The 24,573-nt window shown below is 51.4% G+C and carries 24 protein-coding genes; 2 read left to right on the plus strand and 22 right to left on the minus strand.

Features of this window, described 5'->3' with window-relative positions; genetic code table 11:
• Positions 1-19 precede the first annotated feature (19 nt).
• The 9 genes from WD467_00770 to WD467_00810 form a co-directional block, all read right to left on the minus strand.
• On the minus strand, positions 20-1,450 hold the full coding sequence (locus tag WD467_00770; protein MEX2452432.1) for a glycine--tRNA ligase: 1,431 nt from the start codon (positions 1,448-1,450) through the stop codon (positions 20-22).
• Positions 1,451-1,484: 34 nt separating this feature from the next.
• A complete protein-coding gene (gene recO / locus WD467_00775; protein ID MEX2452433.1) occupies positions 1,485-2,201 on the minus strand; it encodes a DNA repair protein RecO in 717 nt (238 codons plus the stop codon).
• Positions 2,188-2,556: a response regulator gene (locus WD467_00780; protein ID MEX2452434.1), complete on the minus strand. Its 369-nt coding sequence runs from the start codon at positions 2,554-2,556 to the stop codon at positions 2,188-2,190. The genes recO and WD467_00780 overlap by 14 nt, the downstream gene beginning before the upstream one ends.
• 12 nt (positions 2,557-2,568) lie before the next feature.
• Complete coding sequence (locus tag WD467_00785) at positions 2,569-3,282, minus strand: HAMP domain-containing sensor histidine kinase (GenBank protein ID MEX2452435.1); 714 nt, start codon at positions 3,280-3,282, stop codon at positions 2,569-2,571.
• Between the two features lie 76 nt (positions 3,283-3,358).
• On the minus strand, positions 3,359-4,003 hold the full coding sequence (locus WD467_00790) for a hypothetical protein (GenBank protein ID MEX2452436.1): 645 nt from the start codon (positions 4,001-4,003) through the stop codon (positions 3,359-3,361).
• A gap of 44 nt (positions 4,004-4,047) precedes the next feature.
• Positions 4,048-4,524, minus strand: coding sequence for a hypothetical protein (locus WD467_00795; protein ID MEX2452437.1), 477 nt, complete (start codon positions 4,522-4,524; stop codon positions 4,048-4,050).
• Positions 4,525-4,526: 2 nt separating this feature from the next.
• Positions 4,527-4,781: an exodeoxyribonuclease VII small subunit gene (xseB, locus tag WD467_00800; GenBank protein MEX2452438.1), complete on the minus strand. Its 255-nt coding sequence runs from the start codon at positions 4,779-4,781 to the stop codon at positions 4,527-4,529.
• Entirely contained in the window at positions 4,765-6,009 is a 1,245-nt protein-coding gene (xseA, locus tag WD467_00805) for an exodeoxyribonuclease VII large subunit (protein ID MEX2452439.1), read from the minus strand. The genes xseB and xseA overlap by 17 nt, the downstream gene beginning before the upstream one ends.
• Complete coding sequence (locus WD467_00810; GenBank protein MEX2452440.1) at positions 5,993-7,018, minus strand: lysylphosphatidylglycerol synthase transmembrane domain-containing protein; 1,026 nt, start codon at positions 7,016-7,018, stop codon at positions 5,993-5,995. Before WD467_00810 ends, xseA begins: the two co-directional genes overlap by 17 nt.
• 156 nt (positions 7,019-7,174) lie before the next feature.
• Between WD467_00810 and WD467_00815 the strand changes: the two genes are divergently transcribed.
• Together WD467_00815 and WD467_00820 are read left to right on the plus strand one after the other, a co-directional pair.
• On the plus strand, positions 7,175-8,302 hold the full coding sequence (locus WD467_00815; protein MEX2452441.1) for a hypothetical protein: 1,128 nt from the start codon (positions 7,175-7,177) through the stop codon (positions 8,300-8,302).
• Positions 8,299-8,571 carry a 50S ribosomal protein L27 gene (locus WD467_00820; GenBank protein ID MEX2452442.1) on the plus strand — a complete coding sequence of 91 codons (273 nt, stop codon included), beginning with the start codon at positions 8,299-8,301 and terminating at the stop codon, positions 8,569-8,571. The genes WD467_00815 and WD467_00820 overlap by 4 nt, the downstream gene beginning before the upstream one ends.
• Before the next feature lie 66 nt (positions 8,572-8,637).
• On the opposite strand, the gene WD467_00825 is transcribed toward WD467_00820, so the two are convergent.
• From WD467_00825 to WD467_00885, 13 genes are all read right to left on the minus strand, one after another.
• Complete coding sequence (locus WD467_00825; protein ID MEX2452443.1) at positions 8,638-9,024, minus strand: response regulator; 387 nt, start codon at positions 9,022-9,024, stop codon at positions 8,638-8,640.
• Positions 9,025-9,155: 131 nt separating this feature from the next.
• The gene (locus WD467_00830) at positions 9,156-10,823 is read right to left on the minus strand and encodes a CTP synthase (protein ID MEX2452444.1); all 1,668 of its coding nucleotides are present in this window, start codon (positions 10,821-10,823) and stop codon (positions 9,156-9,158) included.
• Positions 10,824-10,897: 74 nt separating this feature from the next.
• Entirely contained in the window at positions 10,898-12,112 is a 1,215-nt protein-coding gene (locus WD467_00835; GenBank protein ID MEX2452445.1) for a S41 family peptidase, read from the minus strand.
• A gap of 25 nt (positions 12,113-12,137) precedes the next feature.
• Positions 12,138-13,334 (minus strand): CHAP domain-containing protein, encoded by a 1,197-nt coding sequence (locus WD467_00840; protein MEX2452446.1) that lies wholly within the window; start codon positions 13,332-13,334, stop codon positions 12,138-12,140.
• 77 nt (positions 13,335-13,411) lie between these two features.
• Positions 13,412-14,554, minus strand: a complete 1,143-nt coding sequence (locus WD467_00845; protein MEX2452447.1) for a CHAP domain-containing protein — start codon at positions 14,552-14,554, stop codon at positions 13,412-13,414.
• A gap of 201 nt (positions 14,555-14,755) precedes the next feature.
• Positions 14,756-15,682: a permease-like cell division protein FtsX gene (locus WD467_00850; protein ID MEX2452448.1), complete on the minus strand. Its 927-nt coding sequence runs from the start codon at positions 15,680-15,682 to the stop codon at positions 14,756-14,758.
• On the minus strand, positions 15,679-16,356 hold the full coding sequence (gene ftsE / locus WD467_00855; GenBank protein MEX2452449.1) for a cell division ATP-binding protein FtsE: 678 nt from the start codon (positions 16,354-16,356) through the stop codon (positions 15,679-15,681). Before ftsE ends, WD467_00850 begins: the two co-directional genes overlap by 4 nt.
• Positions 16,357-16,398: 42 nt before the next feature.
• On the minus strand, positions 16,399-17,490 hold the full coding sequence (gene prfB, locus WD467_00860) for a peptide chain release factor 2 (GenBank protein ID MEX2452450.1): 1,092 nt from the start codon (positions 17,488-17,490) through the stop codon (positions 16,399-16,401).
• Between the two features lie 111 nt (positions 17,491-17,601).
• A complete protein-coding gene (locus WD467_00865; GenBank protein MEX2452451.1) occupies positions 17,602-18,864 on the minus strand; it encodes a DUF11 domain-containing protein in 1,263 nt (420 codons plus the stop codon).
• Positions 18,865-19,255: 391 nt separating this feature from the next.
• A complete protein-coding gene (locus tag WD467_00870) occupies positions 19,256-20,833 on the minus strand; it encodes a DNA-binding protein (GenBank protein ID MEX2452452.1) in 1,578 nt (525 codons plus the stop codon).
• Positions 20,834-21,319: 486 nt separating this feature from the next.
• Positions 21,320-23,083 (minus strand): hypothetical protein, encoded by a 1,764-nt coding sequence (locus WD467_00875; protein ID MEX2452453.1) that lies wholly within the window; start codon positions 23,081-23,083, stop codon positions 21,320-21,322.
• A gap of 174 nt (positions 23,084-23,257) precedes the next feature.
• Positions 23,258-24,139, minus strand: coding sequence for an insulinase family protein (locus tag WD467_00880; GenBank protein ID MEX2452454.1), 882 nt, complete (start codon positions 24,137-24,139; stop codon positions 23,258-23,260).
• Between the two features lie 41 nt (positions 24,140-24,180).
• On the minus strand, positions 24,181-24,543 hold the full coding sequence (locus tag WD467_00885) for an insulinase family protein (GenBank protein ID MEX2452455.1): 363 nt from the start codon (positions 24,541-24,543) through the stop codon (positions 24,181-24,183).
• Between the last annotated feature and the right edge of the window lie 30 nt (positions 24,544-24,573).

Below are 24,573 nucleotides of genomic sequence, written 5' to 3' on the forward strand. Positions count from 1 at the left end.
ATTATATAAATTGATCTAGCTAGGGAGTTAGCTCAGCAACTAGATCCGAGATCGAGATCCGACGCTGTTCCATTGTATCTCGGTCCCGAACCGTCACGGTGTCATCCTCCAGGGTATCAAAGTCGACCGTAACACACTGTGGAGTACCGATCTCATCCTGCTTGCGGTAGCGCTTGCCGATGTTACCACCATCATCCCACATCACGGCACCAAACTCTTGCCGCAATTGCCGATAGACACTCCGAGCCTTCTCTACCAGTTCCTGCTTGTTTTTAAGCAACGGGAAAACGGCAATCTTAACCGGAGCTAGGTGCTTCGGTAGCTTAAGTACCGTACGTTGCTCGCCGTTAACCTCCTCTTCAGTATAGGCACTGGTTAGTATAGCCATCAGCATCCGCTCCATCCCAAAGCTTGGCTCTATCACATGAGGAATAAGCTTTTCATTGGTGCCTTTCACGGTATACTCCATGCCCTTACCGCTCACCCGCTGGATGTTCCCTAGATCGAAATCAGTCCTATAAGCTAGACCTAGTAGTTCATCCCGGCGGTGCGGGAAGTCAAACTCGAAGTCGATAGTACGTTTCGAATAGTGTGCCCGGTCGTCTTCTGGCACTTCTAGCTCATGGACTGCACTCGGATCTAGTCCTAAATTAGTCAAAAAGGCATGGATATCGCTGCGCCACTGCTCAAACGCCTCTTCCCAGGCATCGGGATGCACAAAGTACTCGACCTCCATCTGCTCAAACTCTCGAGAGCGGAAAACGAAGTCTCGCGGGCTGATCTCATTGCGAAAGGCCTTGCCGATCTGAGCGATACCGAACGGCAGATCAGGATAAAAGCTGTCGACAACATTCTTATAATTAGTGAAGATACCTTGGGCCGTTTCAGGACGGAGGTAGGTAACCGAATTCTTGTTATAAAGTAGAGCACTATCTACATCTGATAACTCGGGTGTTTTGACGGGTAATTCATCTCCGTTCTTATCTCTAAAGATGAGATCTGCTTCGAGTGTATTATACTCCTCTGCCTCTACTGAGGCCGATAAAGGACCTATAGTAGTTTTAAACATCATATTAAATTGACGAGTACCACCAAAAGTGCCGTTCTCACCGCAACTAGGGCACACGTCCCCTTCCAAATGATCGGCCCGAAATCGACCTTTACAGTTACTGCACTCCACTAGTGGATCGGTAAATGTCTCGACATGCCCGCTCGCCTGCCAGACTCTCTGGTTCATCAGAATCGCCGCATCAACACCGTACATATCATCCCGATCATCGACGAAAGTCTTCCACCACAGGTTTTGGATATTACGTTTTAAGGCCACACCCAAGGGCCCGTAATCCCAAGTTCCGGCTAGACCACCGTAGACCTCACTTCCCTGATAGACGAAACCCCGTCGTTTAGCTAGGCTAACGATCGCTTCTAGTTTTACTTCTTTGTTACTCATTAGCTGCTAGTATAACCAATTATAGGGGTAATCATCAAATTTCAGCCGAATTAAAGCGAATTCCGAACTGCTGTCGAATAAACTGGTCTAAGACCGGTAAGGTAGCCATCGCTAGCACCTCTGCACCCTGAATCCGGGCCAAATCACCCAGTGGGCGCATCAGACTCAACCGCCACAGCTTGATAGCATCTTGGGTTAAGGGTGCCGCCAGAGGGTTATCGGCCGCACTCAGTACACCCTGCTCAATATCAAGTCCCAGACTTTCCGGCAGCGGTTCCGGCCGACTTAAATCAGGTGCCTGACCCAGCGCATCTAATAACTGCAGCTTAAAGCCCAGCTCACAGATGCTGACCGGGAGTTGAGATAATTGAGCAATCGCTGAGCCTAATACGGCATATACCGCCTCCGTACCTTCCGTGTCACTCAGCCGATCAACCATCTCTAAAAACAAAAAACCCCGGCGTAGACGTTCGTAGTCTTCCGCTATCGAGTAAGCTGCCAGCGTGCGGGCCGAGGTAACGATATCGAGACTCTTACCTGGGATTAGCATCAGCTCGATCTCATGAAATAGCTCTAAGTGACTGGCTAGCTTAGCGGTCCGGCGGCGAATGCCCTTAGCGATTGCCGACACCTTACGCTCCGGGGTTAAAATCGTGTAGATGCGATCGGCCTCTCCGTAATCATGTCGTCGTAAGATTATACCGGTCGCCTTATAAGTGCTCACGCCTGGTCCGGCCTCATGCAAACGCACCGACGGCGGCTGCCAGATCCTGCGGGGTAGTCTCCATCTTGATTAGGTATTGAGCTACACCCAAATCCTGCAGACTGCGCGGTGTCACTTCGAGGTCATCCGGTGTCATATTGCTAAGCACGATGACCGGAATGTGGCGCCAATCGCGATAACTCCGCAGCTCCTGTAGGACCGCGATACCGTTACTCCCGGGCAACAACATATCGAGCACGATAATATCGAACTCGTAATCGTCGAGTACATCCAGCGCTTCTTGGGCCGTGCGCGCGTGGGTAACATCGTTCTCCTCTAGTAGCAGCTGGGTGGCATACATTGTGCCGACATCGATATCGTCTTCTACAAACAGTACGCGCATCAGGGCTACTCCTTATTCAAATAAACTAAGCTGATTACTAATCGGCAGGCAAATGGTCAACTGTGATCCTTGAGAAAGTGAAGAGACCTGAAGACTACCGCCATAAAATTCTACAATGGATTTAGCGATATATAAACTTAAACCAGATGAGTCACTGTGAGCCCGGATCGGCTGACGACGTTTGCCAAACGACTCTAGGATGGATTTCGCTTCTTTGCTTGAGATGCCAGCTCCATGATCACGTAACTGGATAACGGCCTCCTTATTCCGACGTTTAGTCTTTATCTCAATGGCGCTACCACTGGGAGCATATCTAATTGCCGCACTGACTAGGTGCATCAATAACTGATAGATACTGATCGGATCGGCCAGGACTGGCGGCAGGCGTTTAGGCCGGTATTTAATTACGATCTCTCGTTCAGCGGCCTTCTCTGCCATCGCCCCAATAGCGGCTTGAAGCTCGGTCTGCAGTTGGACCGGCTGCAGACGCTGCGTATGAGGCAGGTTTTCTACATGAAGTAAGCTGTCGATTATAAAACCTAATCGCTCGGAGGCGCTGGAGATATGGCGAATCTGTTCTCGCTGCTTGAAATTAAGCTCACCAAAGGTCTCTGACTCCAGCATCGCACTCATTCCGTGAATCAATGTCAGCGGTGTTTTCAGCTCATGTACGGTAGCTGCAATTAGTCCTAACTCCGTCTGGTGTGTGCTCGGTTTACTCCCCATTACCCTACATTTTACTCCCCATTACCCTACATTGTAGTCCTGCGCCCTCTTAGCTGCAATCAAGTCTACCTTGGGGCTAACGACTGATCTGGGCGCGATCTAACATATCATTGAACTCGGCCACGTAGTTGCCACCCTCGGTCCAGAGTAGAATCGTCTTGTCCCGATACGGTAGAACTACGGCAGTGCCAGTCTGCTCGCCGCTGATTTGCCCGCTCAGTCTGACCCCATCGATATCAGCTACCGTAACGGCCCGTGAGCTCAGTTCACCTTGTTCGATACTACTCTGGTAATCCTCTACCACCTCGGAATAGAGCTCGTCTCGGAGCTGCAGGCGGAAGGCGTAAGGCGCGTCCACATTACGCTGAAGCCGAACGATTTGCGGATGAATATAGAGATCGATCTGCTCACGAGCCGCTGTACTGTCTTCAACATAAACACTCCAGTTCTTGGGAAAATCAATACTGATGCCACCGTAGATATCGGGAGCGGTATAGGTACGATACGGTGAACGTCGTTCGATCTCAAACTCAGCTTCGGCTAGCTCTTGCTGGTCGGCCCGGGCAGTCTCTACCGCCGCCTTAACCTGATCATCGACCGTCGTTCGTTCCAGATAATACTTATATAAAGCCCAGGTCGAGAGGACTAGCAAGGTCACACTCATAAAAGCCAGAGTCCAGATCACAACATTGGTAGTATTGCCTTTTTGGTTTAGTAACATGATCTCATCATAGCGCATGCGCTTACTCAAGCGCAATTTCAAATCTAGAATTTATATAGATAAAGTCCCTTATCCTCTGCTACCGCCGCCTGAAGCGGCAGAGTAAAGATATAGCTCACTACTTTGTTTCCAGGTACAAGCTCACGCACAAGCTTACGCTCCAGTTTAGCCATAAAGTGGTCGATTAGAAATACATAAACTCCATCACACGGTGGCAAGGGCCGCAGCCAATAATCGCCTAAAACTACCTTGACTCGCTGGTGGTAAGGTCGCGTTCGCACGTAAGCCACCAACCAAAGTAGCGGATTAATCTCATACCCCACGGTCTGCAGCTCTGCGCGAGCGGCCGCTAGAAGCAACTCCCCGCTACCACAACCTAAATCGACCAGAGTCTGGCCCGGTTTTAAATCGAGTAGCTCCAACGCCCGTTTTGCATCCCGGCTGCGAGTCGGTAGCCAGGGTGCACCCCGAAGAATCGAAAGAGTAAAGGCAGCTACAACGAAGCCTAAGAACCAACCCACTATTAAGCTAACGTTGAGGTTTCGGTCGCGGTGTCGCTCTCGGTCGATTCTGTTGTGACCGCCTCGAACTTACGCTTAATCTCGATCACTCTATTCTCTACTTGATCAAGCTGTTTTTTTAATTCAGCCGCTAAGGCCAAACCGGTTTCAAACCGTTCTAACGCCTGATCGAAATCGACTTCGCTCGACTCGAACCATTCCACGATCGCTTCTAATTCGTCTAGCTTCTGTTTAAAATTTTTAGGTGTTTTCGACATGTTTTACCTCTGTATTTATCCGACCTTGATGTAATTGTATCACGAGAGAATCACCGACGCTGACTTGACCAATAGAAGTAATCAGATCGGTGTCGTGGCGCACTAATGCATATCCCCGCTTCAGCGCCGCTCGCGGGTCGAAACTCTGCAAGGTACGCAGTAGTGCCAATCGCAGCTGACGTTGCTGCTCTAACTGACGTTGGTAGTTAGCACTCAGCTCCGAGCTATAACGCAAGGTCTCCTCTCGTTTAGTACGTATACTCGCCTGATAGTTGTCGACTGCTCGACCCATGCGACTAAATACCTGCTCCACTTTCGCCTGTGGCAAAGTGGCCATCTGCTCCAGCCCCTTTAGGGCGCGCTGCAACTGGTGGGCAGTCTGCCCCAGCAACAACTGCTGATGCTGCTCCAGCTGTTGCTGGGCACGCTTAATCTGGGCTCGTACTTCCTCTCGGTCCGGCACTACTAGCCTTGCTGCATCGGTCGGGGTGGCTGCCCTAACGTCAGCCGCTAAATCAGCTAGCGAAGTATCAACCTCGTGTCCAACACCGACTACAATTGGCGTCCGGCTACCAGCCACAGCTCGAGCCACCGACTCAGTATTAAAAGCAGCCAAGTCCTCTAAGCTACCACCACCCCGAGTTAAGACGAGAGTATCAACCGGTTCAGGTAGTTGATTGAAGTGATCGATAGCGGCCACAATCTGAGCCGGAGCGGCGGCACCCTGGACCTGAACATGCAGGGCCGTAACTTCCACCCCAACCCAACGATCACGGAGGATGGTCAAAAAGTCCTGATAAGCGGCCGATTCTAGAGAGCTAATCAGGCCGATCGAGTTCGGATACACCGGCAACTCACGCTTTCGTTCGGCCGCAAACAGACCCTCGCTCTCTAGCTTCTGTCGCAGCAATTCAAAAGCTCGCTTGATGGCACCGGCGCCGGCCAACTCAAGACTGACAACGCTGATGCTCAGTCTACCCTTTTGCGTCACCTTAGGATTGGCGATAACCCGCACTTGCATGCCATCTTCTAGCGGCGTATCCATACGGCCCACCGGCAACATACAGTTGATGATCGCAGTGTCATCTTTAAGATCGAAAAAAGCTAACCGTCCATTCCACACCTTAAAACCAGCTATCTCCCCTTCGATCTGTACTGACGGAAAGGTAAACTCGAGCGTCTCATTGAGAATCTCGACAAACTGGCTAACACTAAGCGTGTGCTGCATCGGTCGCCTGTTTAATGTAACGGTTATAAAAATAGAATCCAGCTGGGATGAGGAGAGCCTTAGTAGTAACACGGTAGAGTAAGGTGGCGGAGACGCTGATAGCTAGGGGCACACCGACCAGACTCAACACCGACACCATAGTCAACTCATAAACACCGACATCACCCGGAATGATCGAGATTATGCCAGCTATATTAGCTACAGCGTAAGCGACGATGACGATACCCGGATTTAAGGTAAAGCCGAGAGCGATGAAGACAAGGTAGAACATCGTAACCTCACAGAGGTTACCTACCAGTGCCCACCAAAACGGTTGTCGCAGGTAGGCACGGCTCTGAACTACCTGATGTACACCGGCGTGGAACTCTTCTAATAAGCGGGCTATACGAGCAGTACCAATCAAATCTCGACCACGTCGGAATCGGCGAGCTAGTAGATCGATCACTCGCTGCAAAAAGTGCGCCAGCCAGTCGAGACCACGGCGATCATAAATCACGTAACCGGCTGCCAGGCTAAACACTACTACTACCGAGATAATCAACACCACGATTCGAATAGCGATACGGGCGATATCATGCCCAAAATAGAGTGCCCCTAGAGCTAACAGCAGCAAAAATATAAAGGTGATATAAATAGCGGCATAATGAGCGATTTGGATGAAGGTAGTCTGACCAGCCGTAATTTTGTTTCGCTTCAGTGAGGCGGCCATGAGTGAAATACCCGAAGCACCGGCCGATGGCAAAATAATGTTAGTAAAAGCCACCCCAAGTGATAAACCGTACAGCCGACCAACTTGCGGAGATGGGATGTCTATCACTTCCAGGGCCTTCTTATAAAACATAGCCCGGGAGAGAAAACTTACCATCTGGATCGGGATAATTAGTAGTAAGTATTGCCACTTTACTGACTTGATTAAGTGACCTGCCTGCTCCAGATCGCCCCAAAAGACATAAAGAAAGATGGTCAGCCCGGCTAGTCCGATTAAAGTTAAAATCTGTCTGGCTGACATATCTGGCGCTTCTCCTTCAGTAAGTAATCCACTGGCTCGCCCGTCTATTATATATGGTTCAAACTGGAAATGTTAACCATGCCCAGATTAGATCGTGGTTAAGGCCTAGGCCGCAGCCCCTTACCGGTCTGAGTCTAGCCCTGTACAATGCATACTATGTTTATCGCCATTACCGGATCCAATCCTGAACTATCCCTAGCCGAGCTGGAGCGCATCTACACCCGCGTCACCCCCCAGAATAATGCTAGCGTTTGTTTCGACGGCGAGATCTGGCCCCACCTAGGCGGCACCAGTAAAATCGGTGAGATCATTACAACCCTAGACACTGTCGATCTAAGTAAGGTTATGTCCTACCTTGAGGCCGAACTACCCGATACTTTAGGCTTAAATACAACTAAATTCGATATCGGCCTCAGCTTTTATGGTAAGAGGGTACGCAACTACCGCAGTCTCGTCTTCACCCTCAAGAAACAGTGGCGCCAGCGCGGACTTAAACCACGCTTCATCCTGGGTAAACAACAAGATCTCTCCAGTGCTCAGGTGATCCATAACCGCCTGACGGCAGCAGACAGTCACGAAATCATCATCAGCGCCGGCGCCGAGACGACAATCATTGCCCGTACCGTTTGGGTACAAGACATCGAACGCTACACCCTCCGTGATATGGAGCGACCTCGACGCGACCTAGAGGTCGGTATGCTACCGCCCAAACTAGCCCAAATCATGATCAACCTAGCCGGTGGCCACTACGTCTACGACTCCTTCTGCGGCAGTGGTGTCGTATTGCAGGAGGCCCTGCTAATGGGCAAACGAGCCGGTGGCTCTGACCTCGCATCAGTCATGGTAGAAAATGCTCGAGTGAACCTAGACTGGCTCAGTGATCGCTTCAATACGCCAGCACCAGAAGTGCTGAGTGTAGCCGATGCCCGTACCCTGACCCTACCCGAGGGCGTAGATACTATCGTGACCGAAGGCTACCTCGGGCCGGGACAACACGGTTCTGCTACTCGTGAAGACCTAGTAGAACTAGCGGAGAGCTCTAGTCAACTAATGACAGTCACACTTAAAAACCTACAGCCGCAGCTGCCCTCAGGAGCAACCCTCTGTATCGCCCTTCCAGCCTGGGCCTACCGGAATGAAGTTATTCTGCCACCTCTTATTGACACTGTGGAAAAGCTTGGCTATAATCGAATACGTTTGAACAGTGTATCCACGAATCAACTGCTCTACCTAAGAGACAGTCAGTACGTCGGACGCCAACTAATACTTCTGGAGAAGAAATGAGTAAGACTAAAGCAGGCGGTAGCGCTAAGAACCTCCATGATTCCCCCGGCCAAAGGCTAGGAGTTAAGCTATTTGCCGGGCAAACTGTTAAGGCCGGCGGCATTATCGTTCGTCAGCGTGGCATGAGCAAGATCGCCGGTGAAGGTACACGACACGGCCGTGACTTTACCATTTACGCCATCCGTGATGGCAAAGTAGAGTTCGACAAAACGCGTATTAAGCGTTTCAGTGGACACCGCGTCCCACGTACCGTCGTTAAGGTCGTCTAAACAGCCACCCCTTATCACAATTAAAACAGCCCGTGTTCGAGACATGGGCTGTTTTAATGTCTTATCCTAGTTGATACCGAGATGGTGCTTGATACGGGTAATGACGTCGGCTATGACTACTTGGGACTTAACCAAGTAGTCATCGGCACCTAACTCAACTGCTCTTTCTTTATCTGTATCCTGGCTTAGAGCAGTCAACATCACGATCTTAATCCCACTAGTTTCCGGTGTATTGTGCAATATATCGAGTACATCGAAACCGCTGATTTTTGGCATCATAACATCGAGTAATATCAGGTCTGGCCGGTACTTAACCGCATCACTTAAGGCCGACTCACCGTTATCACAGTGGTATACATCAAAACCTTCGGCCTCAAGCCGCGCCTTATAAACATTAGCCAAGCCGGCGTCATCTTCAACCAGTAATATTTTTTTCTTCGGTGTTTCGTTCATTAGTATAATCCTAGCGCTTAATCCAGTGTTTGTACACCCCACTCACCCCAGCCCACCCTAAGTCAGTTGCGATCGATATTTATCTAATTGCAATAGATTGTGGTCCCCGCCGGCCAGAGGGGAAAAAGTAGCTAGCGCTGGTCAGCTACGCTACGAGCGGCTTGAATAAGACCTCTAAACAGCGGATTTGGTGCCTCGGGCCGGGAAGAAAACTCAGGATGGAACTGGCTGGCGATAAAGAAGGGGTGCTCGGCTAGCTCGATCAGCTCAACAAGTTTACCGTCCGGCGAGGTCCCAGAAAACACCATACCGGCTGCCTCTAACTCCACCTTATAAGCGTTATTGAACTCGTAGCGATGACGATGACGCTCAGCTATAGTCAATCGGCCATACAACTTATGGGCCAGACTACCTTTCCCAAGCACACACTCCCAGTTACCCAGCCGCATTGTGCCGCCCTTATCCACCACTTCTTTCTGCTCATTCATTAGGCTGATTACTGGATCGGGGGTGTCACTATCGAACTCGATCGAGTTAGCGTCTGTCTTGCCCTGCAGGCGCGCTAGTGCAATTACCGCCACCTGCATACCGAGACAGAGACCTAGGTAGGGTGTGCCCCGCTCGATAGCCCAAGTAGCGGCCTTAATCTTACCCTCTACCCCACGACTGCCGAAGCCACCCGGCACTATTATGCCGTCTAAGGCTTCAAAACGGCCTGGCGGCAATTCGACTTCTAGTTCTTCGGAATCGATCCAGTCAATATCGACCCGCCGCTCTTCAGCCCAGCCCGCTGCCTTTAGCGCCTCGAACACACTCATATAGGTATCCTCGTGATCCATGTACTTCGCTACCACCCCGATGCGCACTTGGGGCAAACTCTTATCCATAGCGCGCTCTACCAGCTGGTGCCAGTTGCCTAAGTTCTCTTTCTTAGTTTTTAACTGTAGCCGATCGATGATAAAATCGGCCGTATCGCCCATCCGGAGTGGTACTTCGTACACACTCTCAACGGTCGGCACGACGCAAATACCGCCTGCCTCTACGTCTGAATATAGGCTGAGCTTGTCCAGTACTGACTGAGTAGACTCCCGTTCGGAACGAGCTACCAGTACGTCGGGATTAATACCATAACCCCGTAACGTCCGAACTGCATTCTGGGCTGGCTTCGTCTTCACCTCTTTACTAGCTTCGATAAATGGTAAGTAGACCACGTGTAGGTAGAGCACATTTTCAGCCCCTACCCGCTGCTTAAACTCTCGAATAGCCTCGAGAAAACTCTGACCCTCGTAGTCACCCACCGTACCACCGATCTCTACGAAGTGTACGTCATATCCTGCACCGGCAGCGGCTATAGCATCCTGAATGGCGTTAGTCACATGAGGGATAATCTGGACTGTCTTACCTAGGTACTTACCGGCTCGTTCATCGGCGATGACCTGGCTGAGAATCTTTCCGCTCATCAGCGAGCTAGACTGAGTCAGCTCCTGGTTCAAAAAACGCTCATAGTGACCGAGATCGAGATCGGCCTCCGCTCCATCTACAGTGACGAATACCTCGCCATGTTCAGCCGGATTCAAAGTACCGGCATCGGTGTTAAGATAGGGGTCACACTTCTGAATGTTTACTTTTAGGCCCCGACTTTTGAGAATCTTAGCCAGACTAGCCGCGGTGATACCCTTGCCCACGCCAGAAAGCACACCACCAGTTACAAAGATATATTTAGTCGTCTGTTTCAATTCCCTACTTCCCTCAAATATACCTCCTATACTATCATGTTGGCTGCCGGCTAGCGCAAGCACCTGAGCCTACTGTATACTCGATATAAGTCGCTTAAAATTCCCTCTAAGCCCGAAACTCGACAGCTCGCCCTGGTTTAACTCTCTAATAAAATCTCGAGTGCCCGGTCCAATTGCGGATCGTTCTCAGCCTCGAAGTCCTCGCTCGTCAGCTCTACTTCCTCATCCGGAGTGATGCCTTCTTTATTGATGTTTTCTCCTTCCGGTGTGTACCAATTGGCAATCGTCACGCGCAAGATGTCCCCGCCGCCGATTTGTAGTAACTGCTGAACGCTTCCTTTACCGAATGTCTGCTCCCCGATAACGGTCGCAACTCCCTGATCCTGCAGGGCACCGGCGATAATCTCACTAGCACTAGCCGAACCACCGTTAACCAGCACTACTGTCGGCATGCCGATCAGCACTCCGCCGCTCTGAGCTCGTTCGGTGGCTATCACCTTTTCCCCGCGGCGCTCCTCTACCACTACTGTACCTGCAGTGAGAAACTCACTCGTAATCGCTACCGCGACATCGAGATAGCCTCCAGGGTTATTACGCACATCAAGGATAATACTTTCAGCCCCAGCCGCCTTCATCTTATGGGCTGCTTCACGAAACCGATCGGCAGAATCTTCACCGAAACGGACTAGTTCGATATATGCGACATCACCCTCTAGCAGCTCACTCTCCACGCTGGGTATCTCGATCACGGCTCGAGTAAGTGTGATCTCTTCGAGTGATTGACCACTGCGAGCTATGGTCAAGACGACCTCTGTTCCCTCCTCACCCCTAATCTTCACTACTGCGTCATGGACGCTCATGCGAGTCGTATCTTCGCCGTCAATACCAACTATCATATCACCGGCCCTCAAGCCCGCTTGAGCAGCCGGAGTACCGTCGAGGGGCGCTATCACCACCAACTGCTCTTGGCGTATACCAATCTCGGCACCGATACCGCTGAATTCACCCTGCAGACTCTGTTCCAACTCATTCGCCGCTGCCTGGTTCAGGTATTCGCTAAAAGGATCGCCGCTGGCAGCCACTAATCCGGACTTCATGCCTTCAATCAGCTCGGTCTCACTTAACTCACCGGCATAGTTTTTCCGTAATAAATCGTAAACCCGCTCTACCGAATCGTAATTTAAGTCTTCCGGTAACTGTTGGTTCTCAGTCTCTAGATCAGTGAAACTCTGGCTCAACTGATCGAAGTTAGCACCGAAACCGAAGCCAAGCAGACCGACCAGAGCGGCGATCGTCAGTACCGAGCCAAGGCCAAAACGCGAATTATTAACTGCAGGTATAGGGTTTTCCACTAGGGATTATTGTAGCATAACCGACTTAGTCGTGGATGAAGGACCAGTCGTTTGAGTTATTGTAGATGTTGTAGTCGGCAAAATAACCGTTAAAGTCGGCGTTATACTCACTAACCCGGAAACTAGCACCGCCCCCGTACACCTCTTCTACGATAGCGACATGGCCGTAATTACCGGAGTTAAGAACCGCTACTGCCCCAGGGGCAGGTGTGTTGTTGACGGTGTAGCCATCCCGCTGCGCGTAGCGACCTTGAACGTAGAATGACTGACCAGTTTCTGGATCGGTAAAAGTACCACTATTAGTCCAAAATCGAGCATGTGCGATGCCCTGGAAACCCCAGTTGGGCAGCGGACGGCCGATAGCATACCGCTCCCAAGCCGCATAAGAGGTACACTGTCGACTATAATAACCCCAGTTATCGACTCGGGAGTTCATCGGTACTGGTGGCGCCCATTCAACCGGGTAGCCACCGTTCCCGACCGTTCCCGGAGTGATATTACCAGAGTTACCGGCCCGAGCTGCCGCGATAATGGCCGCCTGCTGAGCCTCAGCCTCTCCCAGACGCTGGCGCTGTTTGGCTACTAACTCTTGATAACGCGACTCTTCACCACGCGTCTGCTCAATCAAACGGCGCTGCTCAGCCTGACGATTAGCTAGTTGTCGCCGCTGTCCGTCTAGCTCACCGGACTTAAACTGCAGCTCGACTTCTTTCTCCTCCAAAGCCTGCTTAATCAGCACCGACTCACGCGCTGCCTCGTTCAGGCTTTGCTTAACCTTGTCAAGATACTCCTGACGGTTAATGAAATCTGTGAAGTTTTCACTAGAAAAAAGCATCTCAAGCGTAGAGGGGTTACCCTGCTTGTATAACACCTTGATATTGGCTTGAATTAACTCTTTAGTCCGCTGCAGCTCGGACTCTTTCTGCTTGATATCGCTCTTAGTCTGTTTTATCTCTCGCTCAGTCCTGTTGATTTCGGCTTCGAGCTGGGCAGCCTCGGCGTTAAGTACCTCTAGCTTGTTCTGTAGGGTATCTTCCCGGTCACGGAGTTGTCCGATTCTAGCTTCGGACTGATTAATCTCCCGGCTCAACCGGTTAATCTCCGATTGAATCTCGTTCATCGTCTGCGCTTCGGATACACGCGGCGAGAAACCAACCCACAGCACTAGAATTGCTAGGGCGAAAACGATGTTCTTGAGAGATATTCTTTTTAGGTTTGACATGTTTGTGTTTAGGTTAGTACTACTACTTAAAACACTACTTCAAAATAGTATAATTGTCAAGCTGCTTATGTTTGCGACTAAAAGTAGATGTAAGTCAGCCCGGAAGCCGGAATATCACGTACCGAGTACTTACCGGGCAGAAAGTTGTACTCGCTGATCCGAATCATGCCGTTGCCCAAGATCTTCTCCACATACATCGAGTGGCCGTACACTCCGATGTTAGCAATCGCGACTGCTCCTTCACGTGGCGCACTACCGCTAGGGATACCGTGGCGCGCCGCCGTAGAAGGCCACTGGTTGGCATGGCCAGCACCAGCAAAATGAGGCACGTAGCGACCAGTACTAGACACCTTCCAGGCCGTATAGCTAACGCACTCTCGGAAGTAGAGCCCCCACGGATCGACACAGTTACTGCTCCAGCAAGGATAGGGACCACTAGACCAGGGATAGTTACCACCCCCACTAGATACAAACTGGCCACTGCTCTGTGCAGCGGCAGCGGCAGCGGCATAAGCCGCTCGTTGCTGCTCCTCTAGGCGCTCTTTCTCCTGCTCCTGTGAGCGCACTAAGTTCTGGTAACGCTTCTCCTCGCCCCGGGTCTCATTTACTAAGCTCTGCTGTGTCTCCCTCTTAACATCTAGTTGCTCTTTCTGGCCGCTCAACCGGTTAGACTTAACCGTTAAATCGGCCTCTCTGACTTCTAGCTCTCCCTTCAGCCGCACTGTCTCAGCGGCGGCTTCGTTCAGGCTGTCCTTCACACTATCTAGATACTCCTGACGGCTGACAAAATCAGAAAAGTTCTCGCTGGAGAACAGAAGCTCTAAGGTGGAGGGATCTCCCTGCTTATAAAGCTGCTTCACATTCTGCTGGATAAGCTCCTTAGCCCGAGCTAGATCTGCTTCCATCTGTTTGATCTCGGTTTGAGTCTGACTAATCTCATCAGCAGTTAGATCGATTTGGTCTTGAGTCTGGCGGATTTCAGCTTGGAGTATGGCTAGCTTATTCTCCAGGGTGTCGGCCCGGCTTCGTAGCTCATTGGCGGCGCGTTTCGAGCGCTCGATTTCGGCATTTTTAGCTTCGATCTGGCGTTGCAGTTCCCCGGCGCTCTGACTGAGCACTGGCTGGGGCAGTACGCCCAGCAACAGCACGATGACGCTTAGGCCAAGAACCAGTTTTTTATAAATTACAGTTTTCTTACCATCATAATTACGCTTCAACATATGTAGATATACCCCAGCTATTACATAGACCCTTGTGATGTGTGTCACAACACAAGCCTAGGCATACTAGCACGGCTAGTTGAGCCACTCAACCCGATAAGTCTGGCTTGAAAACAGCAAGAAGAGTTAGATCTTATCTGTAAAATTTTCGACACTTAAATCACTCTTAACCCCGAAACGTAACTTAAGTAACTTGTGAGTTCAGAGGTTCAGATAGCGTATCATCGCCATCATACTGGAGATGACCCCTAGCAAGATACCGGCACAAATCGTAACGAAAACGACTAGTGGCCACATTCCGGTGAAGAATGACAAGGTAGAGTCGAAGTTGACGAAATCGACCAAGCGCGGGGCTCCTTTGAGCAGGGCTGTATAGAGTACACCTAAGCTGATCGCGGCCGCGATGATACCGTCTAGCATCGACTCAAATAGAAACGGACCACGAATGAAACCGTTAGTCGCCCCCACTAGGCGCATGATACCAATCTCTTCCGAACGGGCAAAAATGGCCATGCGGATGGTGTTAAAGATAATTAAGATCGAGATACTGGCAAAGAGCAGGCTGGCCACCACACCGAAGCTGATTAAAAACTGGCGGGTGTCAGCGATACGTGCAATAGTACGGCGACGGTCCTCACCTAATGAAGTGTCTTCGATAATCGGCACGAACCGTTCATCCTGAGAAAGTAAGATAATCTCATCTATCTCATTAAGATCGTAAACTTGGATTTCTAGACTGGTCGGAAGAGGATTCTCCGTCTCTGTCACTGCCTCTAGAATATCGGTGTTATCAGCGTTATCCGCTTGGTAGCGCTCTAACGCCTCGGCCTTAGAAACGTAGTGCGTATCGGCTACGTTAGCGAGACTCTCTAGCTCAGTCTGGAGCTGCTGCACCGTCTCTAGTGGCGCACTATCATCAAAAAATAGAGCGATGTCGATCGACTCCGTCACCTGATCTAACGTATCGCCTAACGCCATATTAAAAACGACAGCTCCCAGCATAATGGTTAATGTAATCACCATCACGGCTGTCGCCGCTACGCTCAACCACGCATTACGGAAGAAGTTGCGCGTACCGGCCAGTACAATGCGCCACAGGACTAGTAGGCGGCGGATCCAGACCGTCATACGTCGTAACTCCCTTGCTCTTCGTCCTTGATCACTCGACCGTTACGCAGAGTCACTACCCGACGCTGCAGAGCATTAACGATGTCACGGTTGTGAGTGGTCAAGATTACCGTTGTCCCGTAGCGATTAATCTTCAGTAGTAGCTCGATAATATCCCAGGAGTGTTTGGGGTCCAAATTACCGGTCGGCTCGTCAGCGATTAGAATCTTCGGCTGTCGCACTACGGCCCGAGCGATGGCTACGCGTTGACGTTCACCGCCAGATAGTTCAGAGGGGAAGCTACGCTCCTTCCCTTCCAAACCGACCAACTGCAGCACTTTAGGTACGGTGTGCTGGATGACGCTTGTCCGTGTACCGGTAATCTCTAGGGCAAAAGCGACGTTCTCATAAATGTTGCGGTTCGGCAGCAGCTTAAAGTCCTGAAAAACCACGCCGATCTTGCGACGAAGCTGCGGTACGTCTTTCTTCGTCAAGTTGTCATAGTCGATACCGCCGATGATGATCTTACCGGAGGTCGGAATCTCTTCCCGGATCATCAACTTAATCAAGGTAGATTTACCGGCCCCGCTCTGCCCCACCACGGTCACAAACTCTTTAGGGTGGATATGCAAATTGACTCGGGCTAGGGCGGTATTACCGCCATAGGATTTGGAAAGTCTGTCTAATAGAATCACGTAGCTATTTTAGCATAAGGCCAGTATAGATGAACGTCGTCGTTAACTCTTAGCGCCGATAGAATAGATCAGATAAGCGTCGATAAAGTCGTCTAAATCGCCATCTAGCACTCGGTTCACCTCGGTCGTTTCAGCCCCCGTCCGGGTATCCTTCACTAAGGTATAGGGATGTAACACATAGTTACGGATCTGCTGTCCCCATTGTTCAGTATGAACCGGACCCTTCAGCTTCTTCAGATCATCGGCATGTTGTTCCTGCTGCAGGTGCGCCAGCCGCGAGCGTAAAATCTTCAGCGCCGTCTCCTTATTCTGCAACTGCGAGCGTTCGTTCTGGATCGCTACCACCACCCCAGTGGGAATGTGAGTGATACGCACGGCCGAGTCGGTAGTATTAACCGACTGACCGCCCTTGCCTCCTGAACGATAGAGATCGATACGCAGATCACTCTCTTCAATCACGATGTCTTTCGGCTCGTCAATCTCGGGCGTCACCTCAACTAGAGCAAAGCTAGTCTGGCGCAGATTATCGGAGTTGAACGGACTCAGGCGCACCAGACGATGCACACCGTGCTCGCTCTTCAGCCGGCCGTAAGCATACGGGCCGGCCAGTTTAATAATCACATTCTTAATCCCGGCCTCTTCCCCGGCCGTCTCGCTCACCACTTCAGCCGTTAGATCGCTGCGCTCGCCGTAGCGCAAATACATTCGCTCCAACATCTGTGCCCAGTCCTGGGCATCGGTACCACCAGTACCGGCGTGAATATGCAAAATAGCGTCATTAGTATCGTATACACCGGATAGTTTTACTTGAAACTCTTGCTTCTCAAACTGGTGTTTCAGCTCGGCAAACTTTTGCTCTAGATCCGTTAATAGGCTGTGATCTTCTAGCTGCGCCAGCTCCAAAGTAGCCCTAGTCTCCCCTAAGAGTTCCTGCCAGGCATCTACCTGCTTCTGTAGCTGAGATTGACGCTTAGCGATTACGGCAGCCTCGCCTGGATCATCCCAGAAATCAGACGTTGCCATCGCCTGGGCTAGCTCATCTGCCTGCTGGGCTTTACTAGCGATCTCAAGCTGCCTCATAGCAGTCTCGATCCGCTCAATTAGTTCTTCGATAGCTTTAATTAACTCGTGCATACTACTAAGGATACAGGCTAGCTAAGATTCGGCATAGGTACCACCCATTTCCACAACGCAAAACAGGCACCCCAATGGGGTGCCTGTAAGCTAGAGCTAACTTAAGAGAGATTAGTTCTCTAGTAGGCTAGCTAGCAGCTTGCGCCGTGAGCCGAACCAGTTACGGATACCGACACCGAGAGCGCCACTACCGAAGATTCCTCCGAGTAGTCCACCGATACCGGTTTGCGGCAGTTGGGCTGGTAGCTCTTCGTCACCCTTCTCACAGTCGATTTTGACATCGGTGTGAGCTGTGTTGTAGAACTCGTTCATGCCTTCGGGTCGTACGACACCAACATTCTTCAGAGTGTAAGTGCCACACTTCTCAAATACGTTAACCGGGTCCACTTTAACGCGGAAGGTCACGTACCCAGCTGCACCGGGAGCATAATCGCCCACCATGATGCCGCCTTGCCAGACATTGTTACTGCCGGCTGCCACACCATCCGGGTAGTTACCATTCATGATGGTTGTACTTCCCGGGATGTAGGACAGGTAGTCGGGTAGGTTATCTCCCACCGTAACGTCTTCTAGGGTTACGTTACCCTTGTTCTCGAACCGTATCCGATACTCAAGGATGTCTTCCGGACGAGCCTGATTCTTCAACTTCCAGCTAGTCTCGCCTCGGGTTACGTTACGCACATACTTGTTTACCTTGATAGCTTCCGCTTTTACGCGGGCTAAGATAGTAACGGTCGACTGGTAAGCGAAACATGGACGATACTCATCCTCGATCACTATCCCACCGTTAACGATCGCGTCTCCGGCTGCACCTAAGTTCTCACTCACGTAGCAGCTATTAGGAGCCTCTTCGTCTTCAGTCTGACAGCTAGTATTACCATCAGCTGCGCCCTTGTTGTGGCGCCACTGTACACCACCATCAGTGCTACTCGAGCCTTCGCCGTAGGCAATGTACTCTAAGTAGGCGTTATCTAAACTGAGGTTTACACCTGCAGTAGTTGTGACGGTATCGGCATTATCAGCACCAACCGTAGCGGTTATAGTCTGATTTTTGCCCCGTGTGCTAGGCACGTCAATTGCAACTTTGAGATTCTCCGCATCTTTGCCAGAATCAAACTCTTCCATATTGTGATACCAGACCTGAATCTGTACCACATCGTCTACCATCGCACTTACGTTATCTTGGTAGCCGCTGCTTGTGTTAAGGTTCATGACCTTAACATCGGCTTCTAACCGTACTTCGTTATCCTGTGCCATTACGCCACCGTCGCTTACGATCGGGGCTGCCATCGCTGAAAGCGATAGAACAAAGATAGCAGCTACTGCTACCACTTGCTTGGGCACATAGGTTAGGTAATTCAATATATTACGCATATGTCTCTCCTCTTCTTATTCCTCATCAATTTATTAAACTATATTTATCAGTAATCGTCAATAGTAATCTAGTTGTAACTGGGTTTTATGAATGTTAAGGTGCGCTTTATCTTATGACCGCCGACAAACTACATACATATCCACGTTAGGTGTTACAGGTACAGGATTGAGATTCGGATGGAATTCGATCGACGGGGTTAGCCATCAATCTACTCATCAAACGAAATCTACCAATCCTGGTACCTTAGTGTTCGAACACTACCTCATCGCTTACGCGATAAGGTTCTTACAACTATCAACGACTCATCTCGGCCACCCCACCTAGGATACGGGGCCCTCGAGGGAGACGAGCGTCGATAGCTACTGTCTCCCGCCGAAGCGGGACGAAGACTCAGACGTTGGGATAGTCCGTGTCCTCGTCAGGGTCACCCCGTGGATCACGCCCATTGTTCTGAGCGGGAGTGTCGGAATCCCCGTCACTCGTCCCCTTGTCGGGATTCGTGGTGTGGGAAGTCCCATCATCTTCCGAGTTGTCGTCCGCCGCATCGCTGGGTTCGTCAGTACCGCCACCAGGGGCTTTACCGCCGTCCTTCGAATTGGGAACTTCAACGTCGTCCTTGGTCGGATCGAGTTCGTGACATATGCCGGAATCGATGCACTTGCGTGCCTCGTCCTGGTTCTTGTGCGTCTCCTCGGCGTCGCCACGGTCGTGCCCGAGTGTAGGATCGACCTCGTCGTCGCGTTCATCCTGCTCTTCCGGACCGGAATCTTCCTCAGCACAGAACTCACCGTCGAAAACCGGCTTGCCCGCCTCATCGAAGCACTTGAGCTCCGGTTGCTCGGGCTGTTGCGGCTTGTCGGGTTGATCCGGCTGGTCCGGCTGCTGCGGCTTGTCCGGCTGATCCGGCTGCTTAGGCTGCTCCGGCTTGTCCGGTTGCGGGACGATTTTCTCGGCCCGAGCGTTGCCACAGTCGGCCCGAATGTTGCCGGACTCGACGACCTCACCTTGGGTGTTGGTGTACACCCAGAGCAGATCGCCAGCCTGAACCTTGCGAGGCGTAGTGATGAACACCGCTGAACCGTCCTTGTAACGGTAGTAGGTGTTCGCCTCATACTGCGCCGGCACAGTGACCTGTGTCAGCAGGTAACCTTCGCCGCGCAGTGCCCGCTGGTAGTCCGCCTCCGAGAGTGAATCCCGGAGTGCGGCCCGAGCGGCACTGGCTTCTGGACTGTCCGAGTTGAGAAACTCGACCAGCTCCGCGTGGGTGCTGATCGGCTTCTCGCTGAACGAGGTATCTCCTCGCTCAGTCGGATCGTCGATGAAGTCGCCACAGCGGAAGTCCTCGGTGGCGAAGCGCTGCTCCTCGAACCACGTAGCTACAGCAGTCGGGCACTCGACCGACTCCGAAGAGCCGATGGCACTCGTCTGCGTAGCCGGTGGTGAAGCATCCTGCTCCTCCGCCTGCTCCGCCAGCTGGGCTGCCAGCTCATCGTTCTGCTCGCGCAGAGCGGCCAGCTCGGCCTCGCTCTCGGCATTGGCGCTACTCAGCTCGTTGAGCTGAGCGCTCAGTCGATCGATCCGGTCCTGGAGTTCGTCCGGAACCGAGACCTCGGTCGACTCGACACTGGCCAGGTCTTCCTGATCGACTTCGCCGGCGAGGATGTTCTCCATCTCCTGCTGCAGGTCGCTGATGTGCACGAACTGAATCGTGTTCATCGCAACCAGACCGAAGATCACCAGACCAGCCACAAGTGGCGGCCAGCTGATCTTTCGGGTCGTAGTGGTCAGCCGCACGGTGCCGTTCTCCAGCCGCTGCCGGCTAGCAGAACGAACGCGAGTGGCCCGGTCAGCCAGCGAAGCCTTGATCGGCTTGCTCGTCGGCGCTGACATCGCGGAGTTCGCCAACCGCCCGTTCTGAACGAGCAGGGCGAAGACTGCGATTATCAACACCACAGTAATGGTGTCCAACGTACCTCACCTCCTTAAAGGTGATAGGTTGACCGGCACGGTTGTGCCGATGAGTTATCTGCACTCCCCCGTATGTAGGAAGCAGCCTAAGCCGCGAGTACAGCGGCCCACGCCGCTTCCTACACAGAAAAAGTACGGATTAAGTTATATAGTCTAAATGTTCAAACACTAACTGCTCTTGCTAGTAGCAAAAGCAGGCGCCTAGATATAATATCCAGACGCCTGCTTTTGTGATTCTACCGCATCTTGAGCAGTTCATGTCTATGTATGTAGTTTGTCAAAGCGCTCTAACACCAACATGGGTTCCACCTCACACTGGCTAGATACTTATAACCTTAACACTTTTACTACTTACTGTCAACTATTTCCCGACTAAATCTACCCCTTGTCAAATAGCTTATGATTAGCACTACTAAGCGCTTATTCTAAACATAAGCATAATAATCCCGTGAACGAGTCCGCTCCTATGCCCGGTAGGGGCTACATTTACGCTCCGGTAGCGCGCGCTAGCTGCTCATTAGTCACTACCACCCGTTCGCCCACCTCCAGCCAGCGCTCTCCCAGCTGGTTCTGTAAGGCGTCGACCTCTCCCATAGTGGGGGCTCGGCCCAAATAGTCCTGCAGTGAGTGCTCGGCCGCCCGCCATAAGCTGTCGGTCTGATCCCCGGGCATAGCGGTAATCTCATAACCATCTGCAGTCTTTGCTATATAGCCTTCTGGCAGACTCTCACCAAACGAATCATTAACTTCCGACTCCGCCTCAGCTTCCTGTTCTAACTGCTCGGTTAGCTCGGCTTCACGTTCTCGTTCCTGCTGCAATTCAGCCTCTAACTCCTCGGCTCGCTCGGCCTCTTCGGCGATATCAGACTCTAGCTGGTCAAGCTGCTGTGTGACTTCAGGGTTACCAGATCCGGGAACGGGCGTAGTCTCTGTCGTGTCCGGATCGTTACCACTGACAAAATCTTTCAGTTCATCGTAGTTCTCTATCGCCCAACCGATACCGAAACCGACGGCCGCACCACCTACTGCACCGGCTAAGGCGCGGCGCTTGCGACGAGTTACCTCACTAGCCTGATCCGTGGCAGCCTCGTACTCACTAATAGAGCGGCGCTGCAGATCAACACTCTGGGTGCTGGCGACGGTAGTCAGATCCTCATCCTCGATCTTCTGCAATTTTCCTCCGTCACGCTTCTGATACTCCGCCAGGGTCTGGTAGCTACGCTCATAATCAGTGTGATTGGACTGCAGTAGGGTGGCTAGCTCATAGTGGTCAGCCTGCTTCTGGTACTGTTCATAACTTACCGGCTGCTCGGTCGTCTCGGAGTAAGCCGTATAGCTAGCTTGGCGGTCTGGACTGGTGCCACCAGTTTGTTCTTGACTTCGACGCTTAGCCTCCCGTGTAAAGTAACCCTTGCCAAGTCGGCTACCAAATAAGCCACCGGCTGCTGCCAAGCCACCGGCTGCACCCAAGACGGCACTACCGGCCGCAATAGCACCAATACCTAGAACCACCTTAGTGACTTTATTCTGTCGCGCGTACCACTCGGTAACTTTCTTACCGGTAGAGTTTTCTTTCGTTAGATAATAGTTAGCTTCCTCGCCCATCAAGGCGCCGCTCTCCCTCGCCATAAAAATAGCTGCTAAAGCTCGACGCTGCGGCAGACTGGCCTCAGAGTCAGCTAGTACTTCGGCTAAATAGGCCCGCGTTGCAATCTGATAGGCTTCACGCGCCTCTTCCAGTTGGGCTTCTTCTGAACTGCGGCGAAAGCCCAGCTTACCGCGACGGACACTAACCTGGGCTTCCGCTAGAGAAGCTCGCGCCGTAATTAAAGCAGCCAGCGACTCGCCAGTCTCTACTTCGACTTCTTTATAACTACCATCGGCCCCATACTCACGACGAGTAGCAAATAGTGACACGTGCTCATCAAAGTACTTGCGTCCCCACTGTTCGTGCTTGCTCTCCTCGTATTTGGGTGGATCAGGCTGAGTATTATTGCGCCGCGGATCTCCGGCAGCGCGTTGGCGGTTGTGAGTCTGGCGGCTCTTATCTCCGCGCCGATTATACTTACCTGACTTATCAGCTGGCTCGTCCTCAACTCCTGTGTTATTGGCCCGATCTGCCTTCAGTTGACGCGCCCAAGAAGAGTCGGCGAACTCACCTTGAGCTTCCAGGGTGTGATTGGCATTTTCCAGCTCTGCTAACTGGTAGCTAGTGCTTTCTTCGCTGGTCACTGGACTGTGTTCGCTCATAAATTGTTACCTTCTGCCGTTAATAATTAAATCAAAAGTTATCTTAGGCGTATCTGTTTTTACATGTCGCAATTGACAATATATACAATAGCAATATTTTGCTCTATTGTCAATAAGCTGTTATGTATATTACTCACAGTTAGCAGTTCGGTCTAACCTGCACCTAATTTAGGTTCAAACTGAAGTCCGAAGGGTGGCCATTAAGGCATGTAGCTCGTTCGCTTCATCATCTGAAATGGGACCGACAAAACTCTGCGCCCACTCGCCGGACTGCAGTAACTTCTGGGCGATAGCCTGTAGCTGCTGGACAGTAACTGATTTGCGCAGTGCGCTCCACTCCTCCACCGGAACAAAATTGCCGTAAACCAGATAATCACCAGTGTAGAAACTAGCTAAGCTGTTTGGAGTTTGCAAGGCGATATCAAGTCGCCCCTCACCTGTCTTATTAGCGGCGGCCAGATCAGCCGAAGTAACCTTGCCTTCTAATACACGCTTAAGCTGACGCACAATTAGCTTAAATAACGGTTTGGCGTTTTTAGCACTGACCGAACTAGAGATAAGGTATGCTGCCTCATAAGTGTGGTAGCTATAACCAGACCTGATCCCATATGCTAGGCCTGACTCCCAGACAGCTCCGAACAGGCTACTCTTAAGATAGCTGTTGAGCACGCTGCGCAACACCGCAGCTGCAGCCACCTCATCAATAGTTAAAGGCTTTGTTACGAAACGGTGACTATAGAAGATATCGGCAATCTCCCTATACTCTACCGCTGGCGTATCAGGGGTAGTTCGCTCCCGAGGGGGCAGCGTTAATCTCTCACCCTCCGGTAGATGACGCAGTAGGTTCTCTAGTCCGGCAGATATCTTCTGTCGGTTTTCCGTACCATTACCAGATACGATAAAGAAGGAGTTGGCCTGGGTGTGAGTCTGTTCGTAATACCGGCGCATATCAGCCGCGGTAATGCTCGCCAGCTGATCTATTCGCTCGCGATAAGACGGCTCTCCTTGGGCTAAATACATCATGTTATTCCAGGCTGTCCGGCCATGGTTAGACATATTACCCTCCAGCTCAGACACGACCCGTTGCTTCTCCCGTGCTACATCCTCCTCGCTCTAATCAGGGGTCGGCCAATCTGGGCGCTGGCCAGCCCTAAGATACGTTCCACCTCAAAACTGGCGCACTGCCAGTAGTAGCAGTTGTAGTCTATGTTGGTAGAAGCGTTGAATACGGCGCCATTAAGCTCCAGCTGACGCTTATACTCCATCGAATCTGGATAATCCTCGTTTCCGGCTATCAGTAAGTGCTCGGTAATGTGTGGCATCTCATACTTAGCAGGATCCGCCAATAGAAAGCCAGAGTTAAAGTAGAGCTGCAAGCTAACGACCTTGCTACCTGGAACGTCGATCAATAGCCCAGATGTCCCGTTAGATAGAGTCACCTCTTCTACTGTGTGCTGCATTTAGACCCCCTACATTACTCGTTAAGCTAA

The sequence above is a fragment of the Candidatus Saccharimonadales bacterium genome, from assembly GCA_040903985.1.
Taxonomy (GTDB): Bacteria; Patescibacteriota; Saccharimonadia; order QS-5-54-17; family QS-5-54-17; genus JBBDUI01.